Source organism: Tsukamurella pulmonis, from assembly GCF_900103175.1.
Taxonomy (GTDB): Bacteria; Actinomycetota; Actinomycetes; order Mycobacteriales; family Mycobacteriaceae; genus Tsukamurella; species Tsukamurella pulmonis.
The window spans coordinates 1170202-1187428 of the sequence record NZ_FNLF01000002.1; the positions used below are offsets into that span (position 1 = coordinate 1170202).

The 17227-nt window shown below is 69.2% G+C and carries 23 protein-coding genes; 19 read left to right on the top strand and 4 right to left on the bottom strand.

Features of this window, described 5'->3' with window-relative positions:
- Nucleotides 1-388: 388 nt before the first annotated feature.
- Nucleotides 389-619, bottom strand: a complete 231-nt coding sequence (locus BLQ62_RS05865; protein ID WP_414929922.1) for an excalibur calcium-binding domain-containing protein — start codon at nucleotides 617-619, stop codon at nucleotides 389-391.
- A gap of 346 nt (nucleotides 620-965) precedes the next feature.
- Here BLQ62_RS05865 and rplN point away from each other — a divergent pair, with 346 nt between their 5' ends.
- The 7 genes from rplN to BLQ62_RS05900 all read left to right on the top strand — a co-directional run bounded on the left by rplN (nucleotide 966) and on the right by BLQ62_RS05900 (nucleotide 6064).
- Nucleotides 966-1334, top strand: coding sequence for a 50S ribosomal protein L14 (rplN, locus tag BLQ62_RS05870; protein WP_013128004.1), 369 nt, complete (start codon nucleotides 966-968; stop codon nucleotides 1332-1334).
- Nucleotide 1335: 1 nt separating this feature from the next.
- Nucleotides 1336-1641, top strand: coding sequence for a 50S ribosomal protein L24 (gene rplX / locus BLQ62_RS05875; protein WP_068522658.1), 306 nt, complete (start codon nucleotides 1336-1338; stop codon nucleotides 1639-1641).
- A gap of 1 nt (nucleotide 1642) precedes the next feature.
- Nucleotides 1643-2206: a 50S ribosomal protein L5 gene (rplE, locus tag BLQ62_RS05880; RefSeq protein WP_068533025.1), complete on the top strand. Its 564-nt coding sequence runs from the start codon at nucleotides 1643-1645 to the stop codon at nucleotides 2204-2206.
- A 3-nt stretch (nucleotides 2207-2209) separates the two neighbouring features.
- Nucleotides 2210-2395 carry a type Z 30S ribosomal protein S14 gene (locus tag BLQ62_RS05885; protein ID WP_068533023.1) on the top strand — a complete coding sequence of 62 codons (186 nt, stop codon included), beginning with the start codon at nucleotides 2210-2212 and terminating at the stop codon, nucleotides 2393-2395.
- Nucleotides 2396-2634: 239 nt separating this feature from the next.
- Entirely contained in the window at nucleotides 2635-3975 is a 1341-nt protein-coding gene (locus BLQ62_RS05890; protein ID WP_082756635.1) for a phosphatase PAP2 family protein, read from the top strand.
- A gap of 30 nt (nucleotides 3976-4005) precedes the next feature.
- Entirely contained in the window at nucleotides 4006-4722 is a 717-nt protein-coding gene (locus BLQ62_RS05895; RefSeq protein WP_231857649.1) for a hypothetical protein, read from the top strand.
- 199 nt (nucleotides 4723-4921) lie between these two features.
- Nucleotides 4922-6064, top strand: coding sequence for a cellulase family glycosylhydrolase (locus BLQ62_RS05900; RefSeq protein ID WP_414929921.1), 1143 nt, complete (start codon nucleotides 4922-4924; stop codon nucleotides 6062-6064).
- Here BLQ62_RS05900 and BLQ62_RS05905 read toward each other — a convergent pair.
- Nucleotides 6061-7272, bottom strand: coding sequence for a hypothetical protein (locus BLQ62_RS05905; RefSeq protein ID WP_068566727.1), 1212 nt, complete (start codon nucleotides 7270-7272; stop codon nucleotides 6061-6063). The genes BLQ62_RS05900 and BLQ62_RS05905 overlap by 4 nt on opposite strands.
- A 110-nt stretch (nucleotides 7273-7382) precedes the next feature.
- Here BLQ62_RS05905 and BLQ62_RS05910 point away from each other — a divergent pair, with 110 nt between their 5' ends.
- Nucleotides 7383-7898 carry an OsmC family protein gene (locus BLQ62_RS05910; protein ID WP_068567374.1) on the top strand — a complete coding sequence of 172 codons (516 nt, stop codon included), beginning with the start codon at nucleotides 7383-7385 and terminating at the stop codon, nucleotides 7896-7898.
- Here the strand turns inward: BLQ62_RS05910 and BLQ62_RS05915 are convergent.
- Nucleotides 7873-8259, bottom strand: coding sequence for a DoxX family protein (locus BLQ62_RS05915; RefSeq protein WP_068533019.1), 387 nt, complete (start codon nucleotides 8257-8259; stop codon nucleotides 7873-7875). The genes BLQ62_RS05910 and BLQ62_RS05915 overlap by 26 nt on opposite strands.
- A 283-nt stretch (nucleotides 8260-8542) precedes the next feature.
- Between BLQ62_RS05915 and rpsH the strand changes: the two genes are divergently transcribed.
- From rpsH to BLQ62_RS05970, 11 genes are all read left to right on the top strand, one after another.
- Nucleotides 8543-8941 (top strand): 30S ribosomal protein S8, encoded by a 399-nt coding sequence (rpsH, locus tag BLQ62_RS05920; protein WP_068533016.1) that lies wholly within the window; start codon nucleotides 8543-8545, stop codon nucleotides 8939-8941.
- Nucleotides 8942-8955: 14 nt separating this feature from the next.
- Nucleotides 8956-9495, top strand: a complete 540-nt coding sequence (gene rplF, locus BLQ62_RS05925) for a 50S ribosomal protein L6 (RefSeq protein ID WP_068533014.1) — start codon at nucleotides 8956-8958, stop codon at nucleotides 9493-9495.
- A gap of 3 nt (nucleotides 9496-9498) precedes the next feature.
- A complete protein-coding gene (gene rplR, locus BLQ62_RS05930) occupies nucleotides 9499-9900 on the top strand; it encodes a 50S ribosomal protein L18 (RefSeq protein WP_068533012.1) in 402 nt (133 codons plus the stop codon).
- Nucleotides 9901-9943: 43 nt separating this feature from the next.
- A complete protein-coding gene (gene rpsE, locus BLQ62_RS05935) occupies nucleotides 9944-10588 on the top strand; it encodes a 30S ribosomal protein S5 (protein WP_068533010.1) in 645 nt (214 codons plus the stop codon).
- Nucleotides 10589-10591: 3 nt separating this feature from the next.
- Nucleotides 10592-10771 (top strand): 50S ribosomal protein L30, encoded by a 180-nt coding sequence (gene rpmD / locus BLQ62_RS05940; protein WP_068522648.1) that lies wholly within the window; start codon nucleotides 10592-10594, stop codon nucleotides 10769-10771.
- Between the two features lie 3 nt (nucleotides 10772-10774).
- Nucleotides 10775-11233 (top strand): 50S ribosomal protein L15, encoded by a 459-nt coding sequence (rplO, locus tag BLQ62_RS05945; RefSeq protein WP_068533008.1) that lies wholly within the window; start codon nucleotides 10775-10777, stop codon nucleotides 11231-11233.
- A 261-nt stretch (nucleotides 11234-11494) separates the two neighbouring features.
- Complete coding sequence (gene secY, locus BLQ62_RS05950) at nucleotides 11495-12808, top strand: preprotein translocase subunit SecY (protein ID WP_068533005.1); 1314 nt, start codon at nucleotides 11495-11497, stop codon at nucleotides 12806-12808.
- The gene (locus tag BLQ62_RS05955; protein ID WP_068566725.1) at nucleotides 12805-13350 is read left to right on the top strand and encodes an adenylate kinase; all 546 of its coding nucleotides are present in this window, start codon (nucleotides 12805-12807) and stop codon (nucleotides 13348-13350) included. Before secY ends, BLQ62_RS05955 begins: the two co-directional genes overlap by 4 nt.
- A 29-nt stretch (nucleotides 13351-13379) precedes the next feature.
- The gene (gene map, locus BLQ62_RS05960; protein WP_269451324.1) at nucleotides 13380-14147 is read left to right on the top strand and encodes a type I methionyl aminopeptidase; all 768 of its coding nucleotides are present in this window, start codon (nucleotides 13380-13382) and stop codon (nucleotides 14145-14147) included.
- 59 nt (nucleotides 14148-14206) lie between these two features.
- Complete coding sequence (locus tag BLQ62_RS05965) at nucleotides 14207-14980, top strand: MerR family transcriptional regulator (RefSeq protein WP_068566723.1); 774 nt, start codon at nucleotides 14207-14209, stop codon at nucleotides 14978-14980.
- A 68-nt stretch (nucleotides 14981-15048) separates the two neighbouring features.
- Entirely contained in the window at nucleotides 15049-15723 is a 675-nt protein-coding gene (locus BLQ62_RS05970) for a hypothetical protein (RefSeq protein WP_068533001.1), read from the top strand.
- 151 nt (nucleotides 15724-15874) lie between these two features.
- Here BLQ62_RS05970 and BLQ62_RS05975 read toward each other — a convergent pair whose 3' ends face one another.
- A complete protein-coding gene (locus BLQ62_RS05975; RefSeq protein ID WP_068532999.1) occupies nucleotides 15875-17176 on the bottom strand; it encodes a bifunctional o-acetylhomoserine/o-acetylserine sulfhydrylase in 1302 nt (433 codons plus the stop codon).
- Nucleotides 17177-17227 lie beyond the last annotated feature (51 nt).

The window sequence follows — 17227 nt, forward strand, 5'->3', positions numbered from 1 at the left end:
CCCTTCCCGTGACCCGACCCCGTTGCAGTGACCAATGTACGGACCCCACAACGACCGATTCCGCGGTATCGCCCGGTGGCACGGCGCGTGCGGTCCTCGTGTCTTCGGCCAGGGAGAGCACGGAGGGGGCGTCACGGCTGTCACCAGCGTCGATGTCGATCGACTGTGGATCCGGCGCGCCCGGCCGCGCGGCGGTCACGGCGCGGCGGAGGATCTCGGCGCCACCCGCACGCCGCGGGTGCTCGCGCTCCGCCGCCGTGCGCGCACGTCCGAGGCGAACCGACGGTGCCGGGAGGGGACGTCCCGGGGCTCCCCTCTGGACGAGGCGCGCGTCCTCGACGTCCGGGCCGCCCCGCGGCGGCGTGAATGCGCGCCCGGGCGCGCGGGATCAGCGCTTCTCGCAGGCGATGCCGTCGCCGTCGCGATCGAGGCCGTCGTTGGCCTTGTAGAGGTCGGCGTCGACGGTGAAGGTGGTGACCGGCGTCTTCGACGTCGAATCGACGGCGCCGGGTTCGCCCACCCCGTGCGGGTAGTCGGCGTTGAGCGCCTTGCAGTTGGGGTAGTCGCCGGCAGCCGTTGCGGGCGCGCCGATCAGTACCGGCCCCGCTGCGATCGCCAGCGCGGTGAGCCCCGTGAGAAACCTCGTCGATCGATTCACCGGACACTCCTTCATCAGGGGGAACCTCGAGTTCGAGGTTCGTGGAGCGTAGAGCGCGCAGTGCGGCGAAGGGGCCGAAATGCTGATAGTCCCGGCAGGATCGCGATCGCGGGCGGGAGGTGTCGTCGGGCCGCCGCGACCGGCGGCCGGGACCCGGCGCAGGCTGACCGGGCGCGATTCGACAGCGACCTGCGGTTTCCTCTACTATGGATCGGTTGCCTGTGGCCTCGCGCCACGAGCGACTGACCACGCGTGTTCGGGTCGGAAATCCGGCGCGCATGAAAATCCAGGTCGAGGAGACTCTCTAGTGATTCAGCAGGAATCGCGGGTGCGGGTCGCCGACAACACGGGTGCCAAGGAAATCCTCTGCATCCGCGTGCTCGGTGGAAGCTCGCGCCGCTATGCCGGCATCGGTGACATCATCGTCGCCACCGTCAAGGACGCCATCCCCGGCGGCAACGTCAAGCGCGGCGAGGTCGTCAAGGCCGTCATCGTGCGCACCGCCAAGGAGCGCCGCCGTCCGGACGGTTCGTACATCAAGTTCGACGAGAACGCCGCTGTCATCATCAAGAACGACAACGACCCTCGTGGCACCCGCATCTTCGGCCCGGTCGGCCGCGAGCTGCGCGACAAGAAGTTCATGAAGATCGTTTCGCTGGCTCCGGAGGTGCTCTGACATGAAGGTGCACAAGGGCGATACCGTCATCGTGATCTCGGGCCCCGACAAGGGCGCCAAGGGCAAGGTCGTCGAGTCCTTCCCGAAGGCTGACAAGGTCCTCGTCGAGGGCGTCAACCGGATCAAGAAGCACACCAGCACCTCCGCCACCGCGCAGGGCGGGATCGAGGTCCGCGAGGCCCCGATCCACGTCTCCAACGTGATGGTCGTCGACTCGGACGGCAACCCCACCCGCGTGGGCTACCGGACCGACGAGGAGACCGGCAAGCGCGTGCGGATCTCCCGCAAGAACGGGAAGGACATCTGAGATGACCACCTCTGAGAAGATCCAGCCGCGCCTGAAGGCGCGCTACCGCGCCGAGATCAAGGACGCGCTCAACGCCGAGTACAAGTACGACAACGTGATGCAGATCCCGGGTGTCGTCAAGGTGGTCGTGAACATGGGCGTCGGCGACGCCGCCCGCGACGCCAAGCTCATCAACGGCGCCGTCAAGGACCTCGAGCTGATCACCGGCCAGAAGCCGGAGATCCGCAAGGCCCGCAAGTCCATCGCGCAGTTCAAGCTCCGTGAGGGCATGCCCATCGGCGCGCGCGTCACGCTGCGCGGCGACCGCATGTGGGAGTTCCTCGATCGACTCACCTCGATCGCGCTGCCCCGTATCCGCGACTTCCGTGGCCTCAACGGCAACCAGTTCGACGGCAACGGCAACTACACGTTCGGCCTGAACGAGCAGTCGATGTTCCACGAGATCGACGTGGACTCGATCGACCGCCCCCGCGGCATGGACATCACCGTCGTCACCACTGCCACCAACAATGAGGAAGGCCGCGCGCTGCTCAAGCACCTCGGCTTCCCCTTCAAGGAGAACTGAGCCATGGCAAAGAAGGCGCTGATCAACAAGGCCAACAAGAAGCCGAAGTTCGCCGTCCGCGCGTACACCCGGTGCAACAAGTGCGGCCGCCCGCACTCGGTGTACCGCAAGTTCGGCCTGTGCCGCGTGTGCCTGCGCAAGCTGGCCCACGCCGGCGACCTCCCCGGCGTGCACAAGAGCAGCTGGTGAGTCCCGCCCGGGTCTGACCCGGGACGAGTTCCACACGCGAAGGGCGCGTGCTCCGCTTCGGCGCGGAGCACGCGCCCTTCGGCGTCCCCGCACCGTCGCGCGCGAGCCGGCCGTCGTCGTGCGAGTGCTGTCTCCGCGCTGTGCGAGTGCTGTCACGGCGCTGTGCGCAGCGCGATTCACGTCACGAAACGCGGATCGGATGCACAGTGTTACTCGGACGTTAACTATGCTGTCATCTCATGTTGGTGCGTGCAGACGTCGCGCTCCCGCGAGGTCCGCGCGGGGAGCACACCCGCGGCGGTATCCGGAACCGGCCCTGGCTGTGGGCCATCGGGGCGGTCGTCGTCTTCGTCGCGGTCATCCAGGCGGCCGCGGTGGCCTACGGACTGGCCGGCCCCGTCGAGGGTCTGGCGAAGGACTTCGTCGGCCGTCCGGTCACCGGCGAGGTCAAGGTCGCTTCGCTCGCCCTCGCCCTGATGTGCATGCCCGGGCGCCTGCGGCTGCCCTTCGTCGGCGTCGTCCTGGGTGTCGAGGTGCTCTTCAACGCCGAGCGGTTCGTGGTCGGCTCGCCCCTGCACTTCGGCAACGGCGTGATGTGGGCGCTCGTCGCCCTGGCCGGGTACGCCGCCCTGCGGCTGACCGGGCGCGAGCAGGTCGCCGCGTACAAGGCCGCCGGCGTGGCCGGGATCCTCATCGTCGCCAACGCCGTCTCCGCGGTCTGGCTCGGGCTGACCATGGAGGCGCTGCCGTACGTCGCCGATCACTTCGTCGAGGTCGCCGACCGCGCGCTCGGCAGCCCGTCGTGGGTGATGGGCCGGTTCGTGCACGAGCACGGCTGGTACCTGTGGCTGATCACCAAGGTCTACACCTACCTGCCCGTGGGCGCGGCCGTCGTCGCGTACTTCCAGCTGCGCCGCAGCTCCACCGAGGGCTTCCCGCGGCACCACATCGTGCGCTCGTTCATCGTGATCGGCGCGATCGGCCCCATCGTCTACTTCCTGTTCCCCGTCGTCGGGCCGGCCTACGCCTTCGGCAACGAGGTCGCGGGCGCCGGCTGGATGAACATCTGGCCGCACGTGCTGCCCACCTCGCTCGAGCCGGTCTCCGCGTACTTCAGTCAGGCGGCGCCCCGCAACTGCATGCCCAGCCTGCACACCGCCTGGGCCACCGCGATCCTGGTGCACGCGCTGCGCGGGCCGCGGCTGCTCAAGCTCTTCGGCGTCTTCTGGTGGGTCTGCACCATCTCCGCGACCCTGGGCCTCGGTGCGCACTACGGCGTCGACCTGATCGCCGGCTTCGTCTTCGCGCTGACGCTCGAGGCCGCCATGGTGCGCCCCGAGGACGGTTGGCATCCGCGCCGGATCGCCACCGTCGCGGGCGGCGCCCTCGCCTTCGTCGCGATCCTGCTCTCGATCCGTTACCTCAGCGTGCCGATGGCGCAGAGCGGCGCTCTCGCCGCCGTGCTGCTGTTGGGCACGGCCGGTGCGATGGTGCTCGGCTACGCGCGGATCGCTCGGCGCCCCGCGCCCGATGACGCCGTCGTCCCTGCTCCGGTGGGGGAGCGGGCGCTCGCGGCCTGACGACTAGGGTGTTCGTCGTGGGTGCTTCCGATGCGTAATACGGCGATCGCGGGTCTGCTCGGCGTCGGGGCGGTCGGTCTGATCGCCACCCGGTTCGTCGGTTCGATCGGGGCACTGCTGCTCGCGGGCGCACTCATCGTCGCGATGATCGTGTTCCTCGGCGGCAACGGCGATCCGTCGAAGTCCGCGACGGCCGATCCGTTGCAGTTCACCTCGCCCCCGCCGCCGCGCGAGCGGCCGCGCGCGAGCGCGCCGTCGGGCGAGGCGCTGTGGGACCGCGCGGTCGGCCGGCACGACGAGGTGCTCGGTGAGTACGCCGTCTACGAACTCGATCCCGAGATGCTGCTGCGCTTCCCCGCGATGTGGGACTTCAGCTCGACCAAGGTGATCGCCTTCCACGACGCCCTGGAGCGCGCGGGTGCGCTGCGCACCGACGAGTACCCCGGCGAGGCGAAGGGCGCCGAGTACGCCGACGCCGTGACCGACCTGCGTACCAGCTGGTACGCCGCCGACCGGCACGCCCGCAGCACCGGCTCCGCCGGCCTCGCCGAGGAGGACGTGCGCGACCTCGATCGTGGGCTCAAGCTCTACCGGCACGCCTCGTCGAGCGCCGCCGCCGAGCGGGCCGCGTACCTGAACCAGGTGGTCAGCACGGTCGACCGGCTCGTCGATCGCGGTGTGCTGCCTGCGCCGCCGCGTTTCCGTGCCGAACTGGAGGCCGAGGCCCGCAAGGCCATCGAGGGCTGAGTTCGTCGCGTCGTTCGAAACCGGGCTGATTCTGGATCAGGATCGCCTGACGGGATTCTGACGCGAAATTCGCCCGGTTTCGGAACGGACGCGCGGCCGTCGCCTTGACCGAACTGTGACTAATGTTGCGTATGGTGTTTTTGTGACTGTTGTGACTCGAAGGGTGATGCTCTCGGCGGCGGCCGCGCTTCCCATGGCGATGGTGGCCGCGCGGGCGGCCGCTGACCCCGGCTCCGGGGCGGGCGCGGGCGGCACGGTCGGGCCGACGACGCCCGGGGCTCCGGCCGGTGCACCCGGCGCTCCCGCGGCACCGGCCGCGCGGTGGACGCCCGAGCGGGCCCAGCAGTGGCGGGCCCAGAACCCGTGGATGGTCGGCGCGAACTACATCAACGCCAACGCCGGGAACCAGTTCGAGATGTTCCAGGCGCAGACCTTCGACCCGAACCGGATGAATCTCGAACTGAGCTGGGCGCGCGGCCTCGGCATGACCACGATGCGCGTCTTCCTGCAGGACCAGTTGTGGACCGCCGACCCGACCGGCCTCGTGCAGCGACTCGACCAGTTCCTCACGATCGCGCACAACAACGGGATCAAGATCATGTTCGTGCTCTTCGACTCGTGCTGGGACCCGAACCCGAAGCCCGGCGTGCAGCGCGAGCCCACCCCCGGCGTGCACAACTCCACCTGGGTGCAGAGCCCCGGCGCCGCCGGTCTGACCAACCCCGACACCGCCGCGCTGCAGGCCTACGCGACCGGTGTGGTCAAGGCGTTCGCGAACGATCCCCGCGTGGTCGCGTGGGACGTCTGGAACGAGCCGGAGAACCTCGCCGACTCGTACCCGCTGAGCCCGCCCGACAAGGTCGCCCGCGTCGCGCAGCTGCTGCCCCAGGCGTTCGCCTGGGCGCGCGCCGGCAACCCGACGCAGCCGCTGACCTCCGGCACCTGGGCCGACACCCGGCCCGAGATCCGCGCGATCCAGCTCGAGCAGTCCGACGTCATCAGCTTCCACAGTTACGACCCGCCGGAGAAGTTCCGCGCCATGGCCGCCGACCTCGCCAAGCAGGGCCGCCCGATGCTGCTCACCGAGTACATGGCCCGCCCGCAGGGCAGCACCATCGAGACGATCCTGCCGATCTGCAAGGAACTCGGCATCGACGCCTACCAGTGGGGCTTCGTCGCCGGCCGCAGCCAGACCTACTACCCGTGGGACTCGTGGAAGCAGCCCTACGTCGGGGCGCGGCAGCCGCAGCAGTGGTTCCACGACCTGCTCTGGCCCGACGGTCGTCCCTATCGGGACGCCGAGGTCGCGACGGTCCGCCGCCTCACCGCGGCGCAGACCTAGTCGGTGCGCAGGAACCGGCCGTCGAGCGCGTAGTAGGCCTCGGCGCTCGAGTTCGGTCCGAGCCCGACCTCCATGACGGTGGGCGGGGTGACGCGGGAGCTGGTGCGGGTGTCGGCGGAGACGCGCAGCCCCAGCGCGAAGGCGTCGATCGGCAGCACCGAGAAACGCTGCACCAGATCGGTCCGCGCCTTCTCGATGCCCTCGTAGCGGACCGCTGACAGGGGGAACGAGGTCTCGCTGCTGGACGAGCTCGGCCGCAGGTCGATCTCGGGGAACTTGCCGACGGTCTCCGCGAGCTTCCCGGTCCGGCCGGCGCCCGCGATGCTCAGCTCGACGGTGCCCTTGCCCGAGCCGACGGAGCTCACGTTCTCGGCGAAGACGCGGTACTCCAACCGGTCGATCACGCGCGCGGCCGGATCGAAGCCGTTCGCGCGCAGGAGGCGCTCGGCGATCGGGAGCATCCCGCCGGTCTTCGCCAGCGCCAGGTTGTCGGGGAGTGCGCCCGACGGGTCGACCTCGATCTCGATCGGGGACCGGTCGAAGGTGGCCACCAGGCGCTGGTCACCGCTGCGCCGCCCGATCTCGATGTCGTCCGACGAGGACGCCGTGCGCTTGACGCCGAGGGTCGCGATCGCGCCGTCGACCTTCGTCGTCGCCGCCCGCAGGTCGAGGCCCGCGATGTCCGCGGCGCTGAAGGCGTCCGCCGCGCGACTGGGCGTGCTCGAGCGCGACGGGGTGTTCCACTCGTGGGTGCTGCCGACGCGGGAGTACTGGAACGACACCTCCTCGCCGCGGGTGAGGTCGAGGAAGCGCATCTGCGTCCAGTTCTGGCTGATGCTGATCTGGCGGATCGTGCGCGTACTGCCGGGCTGGATCTCCTCCGCCTTGGCGAGCACGCTGCGCAGCTCCTCCGACGGGTCGATCGGCTGCTCCTCCGAGGAGGCGAACGCCGACGAGCCCGACCGGCCCGACTCGGTGAGCACGATCGTCGCGGGCACGCCGGCCGAGACGATGACGATGCCGGTGGCGAGGGCTCCCGCCCACGCGGCACCGGGCGGGGCGGACCGCAGCCGCACGGCGAGGACGCCCGCGACGACGACGGTCGCGACGGCCAGCACCAGCGACGCGGTGCCGTCGGTCGCCACCGCTCCGACCAGGCCCGCCGTGGTGAGTACCGCGAGCAGGGTGACGGTCAGGGTGGTGGACACGGCCCTCAGGGTATCCGTCGGCAATCACGGTGAGCGCAACCGCTGTGCCCGGACCGGGATCGGACATATGTTCCGCGGAGCACTAGCGACCCTTCCCGTCAGGAGTGATCATGACCGCATCCGCCACCGGCACCCTCGCCGCCATCATCGACGCGACCGACCAGGCCGTGACCCGCAACGTCGCGAACGCCCACGTGGTGTTCTCGGCGAGCGCGGTTCCGCAGGGCGCCGTCGGCTCCGTCACGACCGCCCGCCAGCACACGCTCGCCGTCGACGAGCCGCCGACGCTCGGCGGCGACGACACCGCGATCAATCCGGTCGAGACCTACTTGGCCGCCCTGCTCTCGTGTCAGGTGGTGACGTACCGCTTCTACGCCGACAAGCTCGGCATCACCATCGACGAGCTGAAGCTCAGCGCGGAGGGCGACCTCGACGTGCGCGGCTTCTTCGGCCTCGACGAGACCGTGCGCCCGGGCTTCACCGCGGTGCGGGTCACCGTCGACATCACCGGGCCGGACACCGAGGAGCGCTACCGCGAGCTGACGACCGTCGTCGACGCGCACTGCCCGGTCCTGGACCTGACCCAGAACCCGACGCCGGTCACGACGACGCTGCGGGTGAACTGACCCGGGGGCCGGTCGCGGCGAGCGCGCCGTAGAACAGCAGCAGCGACGAGGCCGCCGCGAAGTTCAGTCGCAGGTCGCGGGCGCGCACGTGCAGGCCCACCGCGACGGCGAAGTAGAGCGTCAGCATGATCGCGGTGAGCCGGGCCAGTCCCGGCCACCGCGGCGCCGCCGCGAGGCCGAGCGCCGAGGCGCCCTTGACCACGGGGAAGAACCAGCGGCCACCGTCGGGCCAGCCGACGTCGTCGAGGCACCGTGCGATGTACGGGACGGGCTGGATGCACAGGGCCCCGTCGGTCGCCTGGCCGGCGGCGGCCGCCTGATAGAGCCGGGGATCGCGGAGGAGATCGTTCACCGAGGGCATGATCCTCACGCTAGGCGCCCGCGCGGCGGGGGACAAGAGGTGCCGATTCGACTCTGACCGGCACTTTCTCTACACTAGTGAGGTTGCCTGTCGTGCTTCGAGCACGGCCGGCGCACTTCCCCGAACCGGTTCGCCGGTCCGGAATCCCTGCAGTGCAACGGTATTGCAGGACGGTTTGCTTCGTAGCAGGCCCACCGTCGGACGTTCCAGGCCCCGATTCGTCAGGGCACCAGAGCGCCGGCGATGTATGGGAACCGCTGCGAGAAAGGTAGACGAATCTGTCATGACCATGACTGATCCGATCGCAGACTTCTTGACCCGTCTGCGCAACGCCAACTCGGCGTACCACGACGAGGTGACGCTCCCGCACTCGAAGATCAAGGCGAACATCGCCGAGATCCTCAAGCGTGAGGGCTACATCACCGACTTCCGTACCGAGGACGCCGAGGTGGGCAAGAACCTCGTCGTTTCGCTGAAGTACGGCCCCAGCCGTGAGCGTTCGATCGCCGGCCTGCGCCGCGTGTCGAAGCCCGGTCTGCGCGTGTACGCGAAGTCCACCAACCTGCCGAAGGTCCTCGGTGGCCTGGGCGTGGCGATCATCTCCACGTCCTCGGGCCTCCTCACGGATCGCCAGGCAGCCAAGCAGGGCGTGGGCGGCGAAGTCCTCGCTTACGTCTGGTAAGGGGACAAACAACTATGTCGCGTATTGGTAAGCACCCCGTGGTCGTTCCCGCGGGCGTCGACGTGCAGATCGCCGGCCAGGACGTCACCGTCAAGGGGCCCAAGGGCCAGCTTGCGCTGACGATCGCTGAGCCGATCTCGGTGTCGAAGAACGAAGAGGGCGCCATCGTGGTGGCCCGTCCCGACGACGAGCGGCGCAACCGCGCGCTGCACGGCCTGTCGCGGACCCTGGTCGCCAACATGGTGACCGGTGTGACCGAGGGTTACACCAAGAAGATGGAGATCTACGGCGTGGGCTACCGCGTGGCGCTCAAGGGCAAGGACCTCGAGTTCGCCCTGGGCTTCAGCCACCCGGTGCCGATCGAGGCGCCCGAGGGCATCACCTTCGCGGTGGAGAGCCCCACCAAGTTCTCCGTGTCCGGCATCGACAAGCAGCAGGTCGGCCAGGTCTCGGCGGTCATCCGCAAGCTCCGTCGTCCCGATCCCTACAAGGGCAAGGGCGTGCGGTACGAGGGTGAGCAGATCCGTCGCAAGGTCGGAAAGACGGGTAAGTAACTCATGGCAACTCAGACTGAGAACAAGCGCATCCCGGCGGGCAAGGACGTCTCGACTCGTCGTCGTACGTCGAAGGCCCGTCGCCACTTCCGCCTGCGCAAGAAGATCGAGGGCACCGCGGTCCGTCCGCGGCTCGCGGTCAAGCGCTCCAGCCGGCACATCCACGTCCAGCTGATCGACGACCTCAAGGGCCACACGCTGGCCGCGGCGTCGACGCTGGAGGCGGACGTCAAGGCTGCCGGCGGCGACAAGTCGGCCCAGGCCAAGAAGGTCGGCGAGCTCATCGCCGCCCGCGCCAAGGCCGCCGGTGTGGACGCCGTCGTTTTCGACCGTGGTGGCAACAAGTACCACGGCCGGATCGCCGCGCTCGCGGACGCCGCTCGCGAAGGCGGGTTGACGTTCTAATGACTCACACCAGCATGTTTTCCATCGAAGGAGAGGTCGCCTGATGCCCGGACGTCAGCGTCGTGACGGCGGTAGCAACGGCCCCGCCGGGAACAACGAGAACTCGAACGACCGCCGCGGCGGTCGTGGTGGCCGCGACCGCGATCAGCGCGGTGGCCGCAACGAGGCCGAGAAGAGCAACTACATCGAGAAGGTTGTCACCATCAACCGTGTCTCGAAGGTCGTGAAGGGTGGTCGTCGCTTCAGCTTCACCGCCCTCGTGATCGTGGGCGACGGCCAGGGCATGGTCGGCGTCGGTTACGGCAAGGCCAAGGAAGTTCCTGCGGCCATCCAGAAGGGTGTCGAGGAGGCTCGGAAGAACTTCTTCCGCGTCCCGATGATCGGCAACACCATCGTGCACCCGGTCCAGGGTGAGGCCGCGGCCGGCGTCGTGCTGCTGCGTCCCGCCAGCCCGGGTACCGGTGTCATCGCCGGTGGCGCCGTGCGTCCCGTGCTCGAGGCGGCCGGCGTCCACGACGTCATCGCCAAGAGCCTGGGCTCGGACAACGCCATCAACGTGGTGCACGCGACCGTGGCGGCTCTCAAGGAGCTGCAGCGTCCCGAGGAGGTCGCGGCTCGTCGCGGCCTGCCCATCGAGGACGTCGCCCCGGCCGGCATGCTCCGCGCCCGTGCAGGTCAGGGAGCGTAAGTCATGGCAGAGCTGAAGATCACCCAGGTGCGGGGCCTCGTCGGGCTCAAGCAGAACCAGCGCGACAGCCTGCGCACCCTGGGCCTCAAGGGCATCCGCAAGTCGGTCGTCCGTGAGGACACCCCCGTCAATCGCGGCCTGATCCAGGTCGTTTCGCATCTCGTGGAAGTGGAGGAGGTGTAAGCAATGGCTATCAAGCTGCACGATCTCCGTCCCGCTAAGGGCGCGAAGACCGCCAAGACCCGCGTGGGTCGCGGTGAGGGCTCGAAGGGTAAGACCGCCGGTCGCGGCACCAAGGGCACGAAGGCGCGCAAGAACGTCCCCGTGGCGTTCGAGGGCGGTCAGATGCCGCTGCACATGCGGCTGCCGAAGCTCAAGGGCTTCAAGAACCGCAACCGCGTCGAGTACCAGGTGGTGAACGTGGGCGACATCGCTCGCCTGTTCCCGCAGGGCGGCACCATCGGCATCGACGAGCTCGTCGCCGCCGGTGCGGTTCGCAAGAACCGTGTCGTCAAGGTGCTGGGCGACGGCGAGATCAGCGTCAAGGTGGACGTGACGGCGACCAAGGTCACCGGCGCCGCCAAGGCGAAGATCGAGGCCGCCGGTGGCACCGCCACCGAGCTGAAGCCGTCGGCCGAGGCCTAGTCCTCGCGCTGCGCAACGTGGACGCCGCGGTAGGCGCCGGTCACCGGTGCCTACCGCGGCTCTCGTTTCGCGGCCCCCTCACGGCCCACCGCCTGTCTCCTGCCGGGCGGTACCCGCCGTGAACAGCCCCAATGAGTGCGGCTGTTAGAGTTCATACGTTTGCAGGATTACCCATGAGGACATCGCGCTCCGCCGCGGGCGGTGCGCGTGTCCACGAGCGTGGGGCGGCCCGTCCGGGCCGCCCGGCTGCCAGGAGGATGTGTGCTTTCGGCCCTAGTCCCGATCTTCCGGACCCCGGATCTACGGCGGAAGATCCTGATCGTCCTGGGCATCCTCGTGCTCTACCGGCTCGGCGCCACGTTGCCGTCGCCCGGTGTGAACTTCGGGACGATCACCGAGTGCGTCGACAAGGCCACCAGCGGCGACAGCGGTCAGGTGTACTCGCTGATCAACATGTTCTCCGGCGGTGCGCTGCTGCAGCTGTCGGTGTTCGCGATCGGCATCATGCCGTACATCACCGCGTCGATCATCATCCAGCTGCTGATGGTGGTCATCCCGCGGTTCGAGACCCTTCGTAAGGAGGGGCAGGCCGGCCAGGCGAAGATCACCCAGTACACCCGCTACCTCACGGTGGCGCTGGCGCTGCTGCAGGCCACCGCGATCGTCGCCATGGCCTCGCGCGGCAACCTGCTGCCCGACTGCCCCGGCATCATCCAGGACAACGACGTCTTCTCCCTGCTGGTCATCGTCTTCACCATGACCGCCGGCGCGATCCTCGTCATGTGGTTCGGCGAGCTGATCACCGAGCGCGGCATCGGCAACGGCATGTCGCTGCTGATCTTCGCGGGCATCGCCTCGCGCCTGCCGGCCGACGGCCAGAAGATCCTCGAGAGCCAGGGCGGCCTCGCCTTCGGCCTCGTCTGCTTCGCCGTGTTCCTGATCCTCGTCGCCGTCGTCTTCGTCGAGCAGGGTCAGCGCCGCATCCCGGTGCAGTACGCCAAGCGCATGGTCGGCCGCAAGATGTACGGCGGCTCGTCGACCTACCTGCCGCTCAAGGTGAACACCGCGGGCGTCATCCCGGTCATCTTCGCCTCGTCGCTGCTGTACCTGCCGCAGCTGGTGATCCAGCTCGTCGCGAGCGATTCGACGGCCGGCTGGGTGCAGTGGATCCAGACCAACCTGGTCAACCCCGGCAGCACCTGGCACATCGTCATCTACTTCGCCCTGATCATCTTCTTCACGTACTTCTACGTCGCGATCACCTTCAACCCGGAGGAGCGCGCGGACGAGATGAAGAAGTTCGGCGGCTTCATCCCGGGCATCCGGCCGGGCAAGCCGACCGCCGATTACCTGAACTACGTGCTGCAGCGCATCACGCTGCCCGGTTCGCTCTACCTCGGCATCATCGCGATTCTCCCGAACCTCTTCATCGAACTCACCGGTAGCGGCTCGAACCTGAGTAACCTGCCGTTCGGCGGCACGATGGTCCTCATCATCGTGGTCGTGGCGCTCGACACCACGAAGCAGATCGAGAGTCAATTGATGCAACGTAACTACGAAGGATTCCTCAAGTGAGACTGGTTATTCTCGGCCCTCCCGGGGCGGGCAAGGGCACGCAGGCCGAACGACTGTCGGAGAAGTACGGGATCCCGCACATCTCGACGGGCGACCTGTTCCGCGCGAACATCAGCGAGGGCACCGCGCTCGGTGTCGAGGCCAAGAAGTACATGGACGCGGGCGAGCTCGTCCCGTCCTCGGTCACCGTCGACATGGTGCGCTCGCGCCTGACGGAGCCGGACGCCAAGAACGGCTTCATCCTCGACGGCTTCCCGCGCTCCACCGACCAGGCCGACTCGCTCGCCGAGATCCTCACCGCGCGTGGTGAGAAGCTCGACGCCGTGGTCTCCTTCGAGGTCCCCGAGGACACCGTCGTCGAGCGCATGCTCGCCCGCGGCCGCGCCGACGACACCGAAGAGGTCATCCGCAACCGCATGCAGGTCTACGCGAACCAGACGGCGCCGCTGCTCGACTACTACGGCGACTTCGTCACCCACATCGACGCCGTCGGCACCGTCGACGAGGTCCTGGGCCGCGTCACCTCGCAGCTCGACAAGTGAGTCGTTTCCGCATCAAGAGCCTCCGGACCGTGCCCGCGCGGTCGGCCGGGGAGCTCGACGCGATGGCCGCCGCGGGCGCCGTCGTGGGCCGCGCGCTCGTCGCGGTCCGCGATGCCGCCCGCGTCGGCGTCTCCACCCTCGAGCTCGACGAGGTCGCTGAGACGGTGATCCGCGAGGCCGGTGCGGTGCCCTCGTTCAAGGGCTACCACGGCTTCCCGGGCTCGATCTGTTCGTCGGTCAACGAGGTCGTCGTGCACGGCATCCCGAACCGGGACACGGTGCTGGCGCAGGGCGACCTGGTCTCCATCGACTGCGGCGCCATCCTCGACGGCTGGCACGGCGACTCGGCGTGGTCCTTCGGCGTCGGCGAGCTGGCTCCCGAGGATCGCGACCTGTCCGAGGCCACCCGCCTCGCGATGGAGGCCGGTATCGCCGCCATGGTCGACGGCAACCGCCTCACCGACGTCTCGCACGCCATCGAGACCGCCACCTACGCGCAGTCCGCGCGGCTCGGGCGCGACTTCGCCATCGTCGACGGCTACGGCGGCCACGGCATCGGCCGTGAGATGCACATGGAGCCCTTCCTCGCCAACGAGGGCGATCCGGGCAAGGGCCCGCGCCTCGTCGTCGGCTCCACCCTCGCGATCGAGCCGATGCTCGCGCTGGGCACCCCCGACACCTCCGTCCTGGAGGACGACTGGACCGTCGTCACCGACGACGGTGCGCGCGCCGCGCACTGGGAGCACACCGTCGCCGTCACCGCCGACGGTCCGCGCATCCTCACCCTCCGTCCCTGACCTGCGTCGATGGATTCCGGCTTGACCCTCACGCGGCGTGAGGCCCGAGTGTGGTCGCTGTGAACGAAGGAAGACCCGCACAGCACACGGTCGGCACGATCGCGCGGCTGACCGGTATCAGCGTGCGCACCCTGCACCACTACGACGAGATCGGTCTCGTCGTCCCGTCGGGGCGCACGTCGGCCGGCTACCGCGTCTACGACGATGCCGATGTCGAGCGCCTGCATCAGGTGCTGACGTACCGCGAGCTGGGCTTCCCCCTCGAGCAGATAGCGACCCTGCTCGACGATCCGTCGGCCGACGCCATGGCGCATCTGGAGCAGCAACGGAAGCTGCTGACCGAGCGGATCGACCGTTTGCACCGGATGGTCGCGGCTGTGGAGGACATGATGAACAGCAAGAAGAGCGGCATCCAGCTGACCGCCGAGGAGCAGACCGAGATCTTCGGCGACGACTGGCTCGGCGAGGGCTACGCCGAGGAGGCGGAGCAGCGCTGGGGCGACACCGACGCCTGGAAGCAGAGCGCCGAGCGCACCGCGAAGCTGACCAAGGACGACTGGAAGCAGCTCAAGGCCGAGGGCGACGCCCTCGAGGCCGCGCTCGCCGACGCCCTGGCCCGCGGCGTCGCCGCCGGCTCGCCCGAGGCGAACGAGCTCGCCGAGCGGCACCGCGCCGGCATCGACCGCTGGTACGACTGCGACCACGCGATGCAGGTGTGCGTGGCGCAGATGTACGTGAGCGATCCCCGGTTCCGCAAGCACTACGAGGACATCGCGCCGGGCCTGGCCCAGTACGTGGTGGACATCGTCACCGCGAACGCGGAGCAGCAGTAACCGGACGGGCACGGACGATCGTCGCGAACGACGCCGTGCCCGTTCGTCGCGGTACGTACGCTGGTGGGGTGGACCGGCTGTTGGACTTCGTCCAGAACTTCTGGTGGCTCATCTTCGTCGTCGGCGGCAGCACCAAGGGGCTGTCCGTCTGGAACGAGCGCCGCGCCGCGCGCCGCCTCGAGCGCTACCGCATCAAGCAGGAGACCAAGGTCGCGGTCGCGCGGGCGAAGGGGATGGGCCGGATCGACGCGGCCCAGGTCCAGCGGGAACTCCAGCGCGCGCTCGCCGAGCACGACGCCGTCGACACCCGCTGGTTCGAGTACGAGACGGACCTCGCCACCGTCCTGGACTTCCCGATGATGATCGACCTGCGCGAACCGCTCACCGTCGAATTCCACAAGGCCAAGCGCCGGGCGGACCTGCTCCGCCCGGACGCGCCCGACGGTGCGCCGGCGGCGGACGTCGAGCAGTACCGCGACGCGGTGCACGCCTACGCCGCGGCCTTCGACGTCGCGGAGCGGGAGGCGCAGCGCCGGCGCCGCGGCGACTTCTCCCCGCTGGAGCAGGAGCGCTTGGCGAAGGCGCAGCGCCTGCTCGCGGTCGCCCTCGACGGTTCGGCGACCGGCCCGGAGCGCCAGCAGGCCTACCAGCGCGCCCGCGCCGAGCTCGACGGCCTCATCGACCTGCCGAAACCCGCCACCGTCGCCCTGGAGCGGCAGGTGCGGGCGGCGCTCGAAGGCTGAGACGACAGCACCCCCGAGCCGGCGGCTCGGGGGTGCTGATCTGCGAGGTCTACGTGCAGCCGCGCTGCACGGCGGCGGTCCAGGCACCGTCGTCGGCGAGGACGGAACGGACCGTCCGTCGCAACCACCGCAGAGCGCGCATCACGGTCTCCTAGGAGGCGTTCGCCGCGGCCTTGAGGCCGACCTGCAGGTCGGCGAGGATGTCGTCGATGTGCTCGATGCCCACGGCCAGGCGCACCAGGCCCGGCGTGACGCCGGCCTCGAGCTGCTCCTGCTCGGTGAGCTGCGAATGCGTGGTCGACGCGGGGTGGATCACCAGCGAGCGGACGTCGCCGATGTTCGCGACGTGGCTGTGCAGCTGCAGGGCGTCGACGAAGGCCTTGCCCGCGGGCACGCCGCCGGCCAGCTCGAACGCGACGATCGCGCCGGCGCCCTTGGGGAGCAGCTCCTTCGCGCGCTCGTGGTACGGCGACGAGGGCAGGCCGGCGTAGATCACGTCGGTGACGCCGTCGGCGCCGGTGAGGTACTCGGCGACCTTCTGCGCGTTCTCGACGTGCCGCTCGACGCGCAGGCTCAGCGTCTCGATGCCCTGGCTGAGCAGGAAGGCGTTGAACGGCGAGATCGCGGGGCCGAGGTCGCGCAGCAGCTGCACGCGGGCCTTGAGCGCGAAGGCCGGCGCGCCCAGGTCGGCGAACACGACGCCGTGGTACGACGGGTCCGGGGTGGTGAAGTTCGGGTGCCTGCCCTGCGTCCAGTCGAAGTTCCCGCCGTCGACGATGACGCCGCCGATGGCCGCGCCGTGGCCGCCGAGGTACTTCGTGGCCGAGTGCACCACGATGTCGGCGCCGTGCTCGAGCGGGCGCAGCAGGTACGGGGTCGCGACGGTGTTGTCGACGATGAGGGGCACGCCGTTCTCGTGCGCCACGGCGGACAGGCCGGCGACGTCGAGCACGTGACCGCGCGGGTTGGAGATGGTCTCGGCGAAGAACGCGCGGGTGTTGGGACGGACGGCGGCGCGCCACTGCTCCAGGTCGTCCGGGTTCTCGACGAAGGTGACCTCGATGCCCAGCTTGGCGAGGGTGTAGTGCAGCAGGTTGTAGGTGCCGCCGTACAGGTAGGGCGAGCTGACGATGTGGTCGCCCGACTCGGCGACGTTGAGGATCGCGAGCGTCTCGGCGGCCTGCCCGGAGGCGACGAGCAGCGCGGCGACGCCGCCCTCGAGCGCGGCGATGCGCTGCTCGACGGCGTCCTGCGTCGGGTTCATGATGCGGGTGTAGATGTTGCCCGGCTCGGCCAGCCCGAACAGCGCCGCGGCGTGATCGGTGTTGTTGAACGTGTACGACGTGGTCTGGTAGATCGGGAGCGCCCGCGCGTTGGTGGTGCCGTCGGGCGTCTGCCCGGCGTGGATCTGCGTGGTCTCGAAATGCCAGTTCGGGCTGTCCGGATTGCTCATGGCCCCGATACAAGTGCACGGGGGCTGTGCTGTCCAGGGTTTGACTCATAC

What these genes read in the sequence shown, in the direction of transcription:
- BLQ62_RS05975 (WP_068532999.1), bottom strand. Translation starts at nt 17,176, where the DNA reads ATGAGCAATCCGGACAGCCCGAACTGGCATTTCGAGACCACGCAGATC.
- BLQ62_RS05900 (WP_414929921.1), top strand. Translation starts at nt 4,922, where the DNA reads ATGGTGGCCGCGCGGGCGGCCGCTGACCCCGGCTCCGGGGCGGGCGCG.
- BLQ62_RS05895 (WP_231857649.1), top strand. Translation starts at nt 4,006, where the DNA reads ATGCGTAATACGGCGATCGCGGGTCTGCTCGGCGTCGGGGCGGTCGGT.
- BLQ62_RS05890 (WP_082756635.1), top strand. Translation starts at nt 2,635, where the DNA reads ATGTTGGTGCGTGCAGACGTCGCGCTCCCGCGAGGTCCGCGCGGGGAG.
- rpmD (WP_068522648.1), top strand. Translation starts at nt 10,592, where the DNA reads ATGGCAGAGCTGAAGATCACCCAGGTGCGGGGCCTCGTCGGGCTCAAG.
- rplX (WP_068522658.1), top strand. Translation starts at nt 1,336, where the DNA reads ATGAAGGTGCACAAGGGCGATACCGTCATCGTGATCTCGGGCCCCGAC.
- BLQ62_RS05885 (WP_068533023.1), top strand. Translation starts at nt 2,210, where the DNA reads ATGGCAAAGAAGGCGCTGATCAACAAGGCCAACAAGAAGCCGAAGTTC.
- rpsH (WP_068533016.1), top strand. Translation starts at nt 8,543, where the DNA reads ATGACCATGACTGATCCGATCGCAGACTTCTTGACCCGTCTGCGCAAC.
- rplO (WP_068533008.1), top strand. Translation starts at nt 10,775, where the DNA reads ATGGCTATCAAGCTGCACGATCTCCGTCCCGCTAAGGGCGCGAAGACC.
- BLQ62_RS05910 (WP_068567374.1), top strand. Translation starts at nt 7,383, where the DNA reads ATGACCGCATCCGCCACCGGCACCCTCGCCGCCATCATCGACGCGACC.
- BLQ62_RS05915 (WP_068533019.1), bottom strand. Translation starts at nt 8,259, where the DNA reads ATGCCCTCGGTGAACGATCTCCTCCGCGATCCCCGGCTCTATCAGGCG.
- rpsE (WP_068533010.1), top strand. Translation starts at nt 9,944, where the DNA reads ATGCCCGGACGTCAGCGTCGTGACGGCGGTAGCAACGGCCCCGCCGGG.
- rplR (WP_068533012.1), top strand. Translation starts at nt 9,499, where the DNA reads ATGGCAACTCAGACTGAGAACAAGCGCATCCCGGCGGGCAAGGACGTC.
- rplF (WP_068533014.1), top strand. Translation starts at nt 8,956, where the DNA reads ATGTCGCGTATTGGTAAGCACCCCGTGGTCGTTCCCGCGGGCGTCGAC.
- rplE (WP_068533025.1), top strand. Translation starts at nt 1,643, where the DNA reads ATGACCACCTCTGAGAAGATCCAGCCGCGCCTGAAGGCGCGCTACCGC.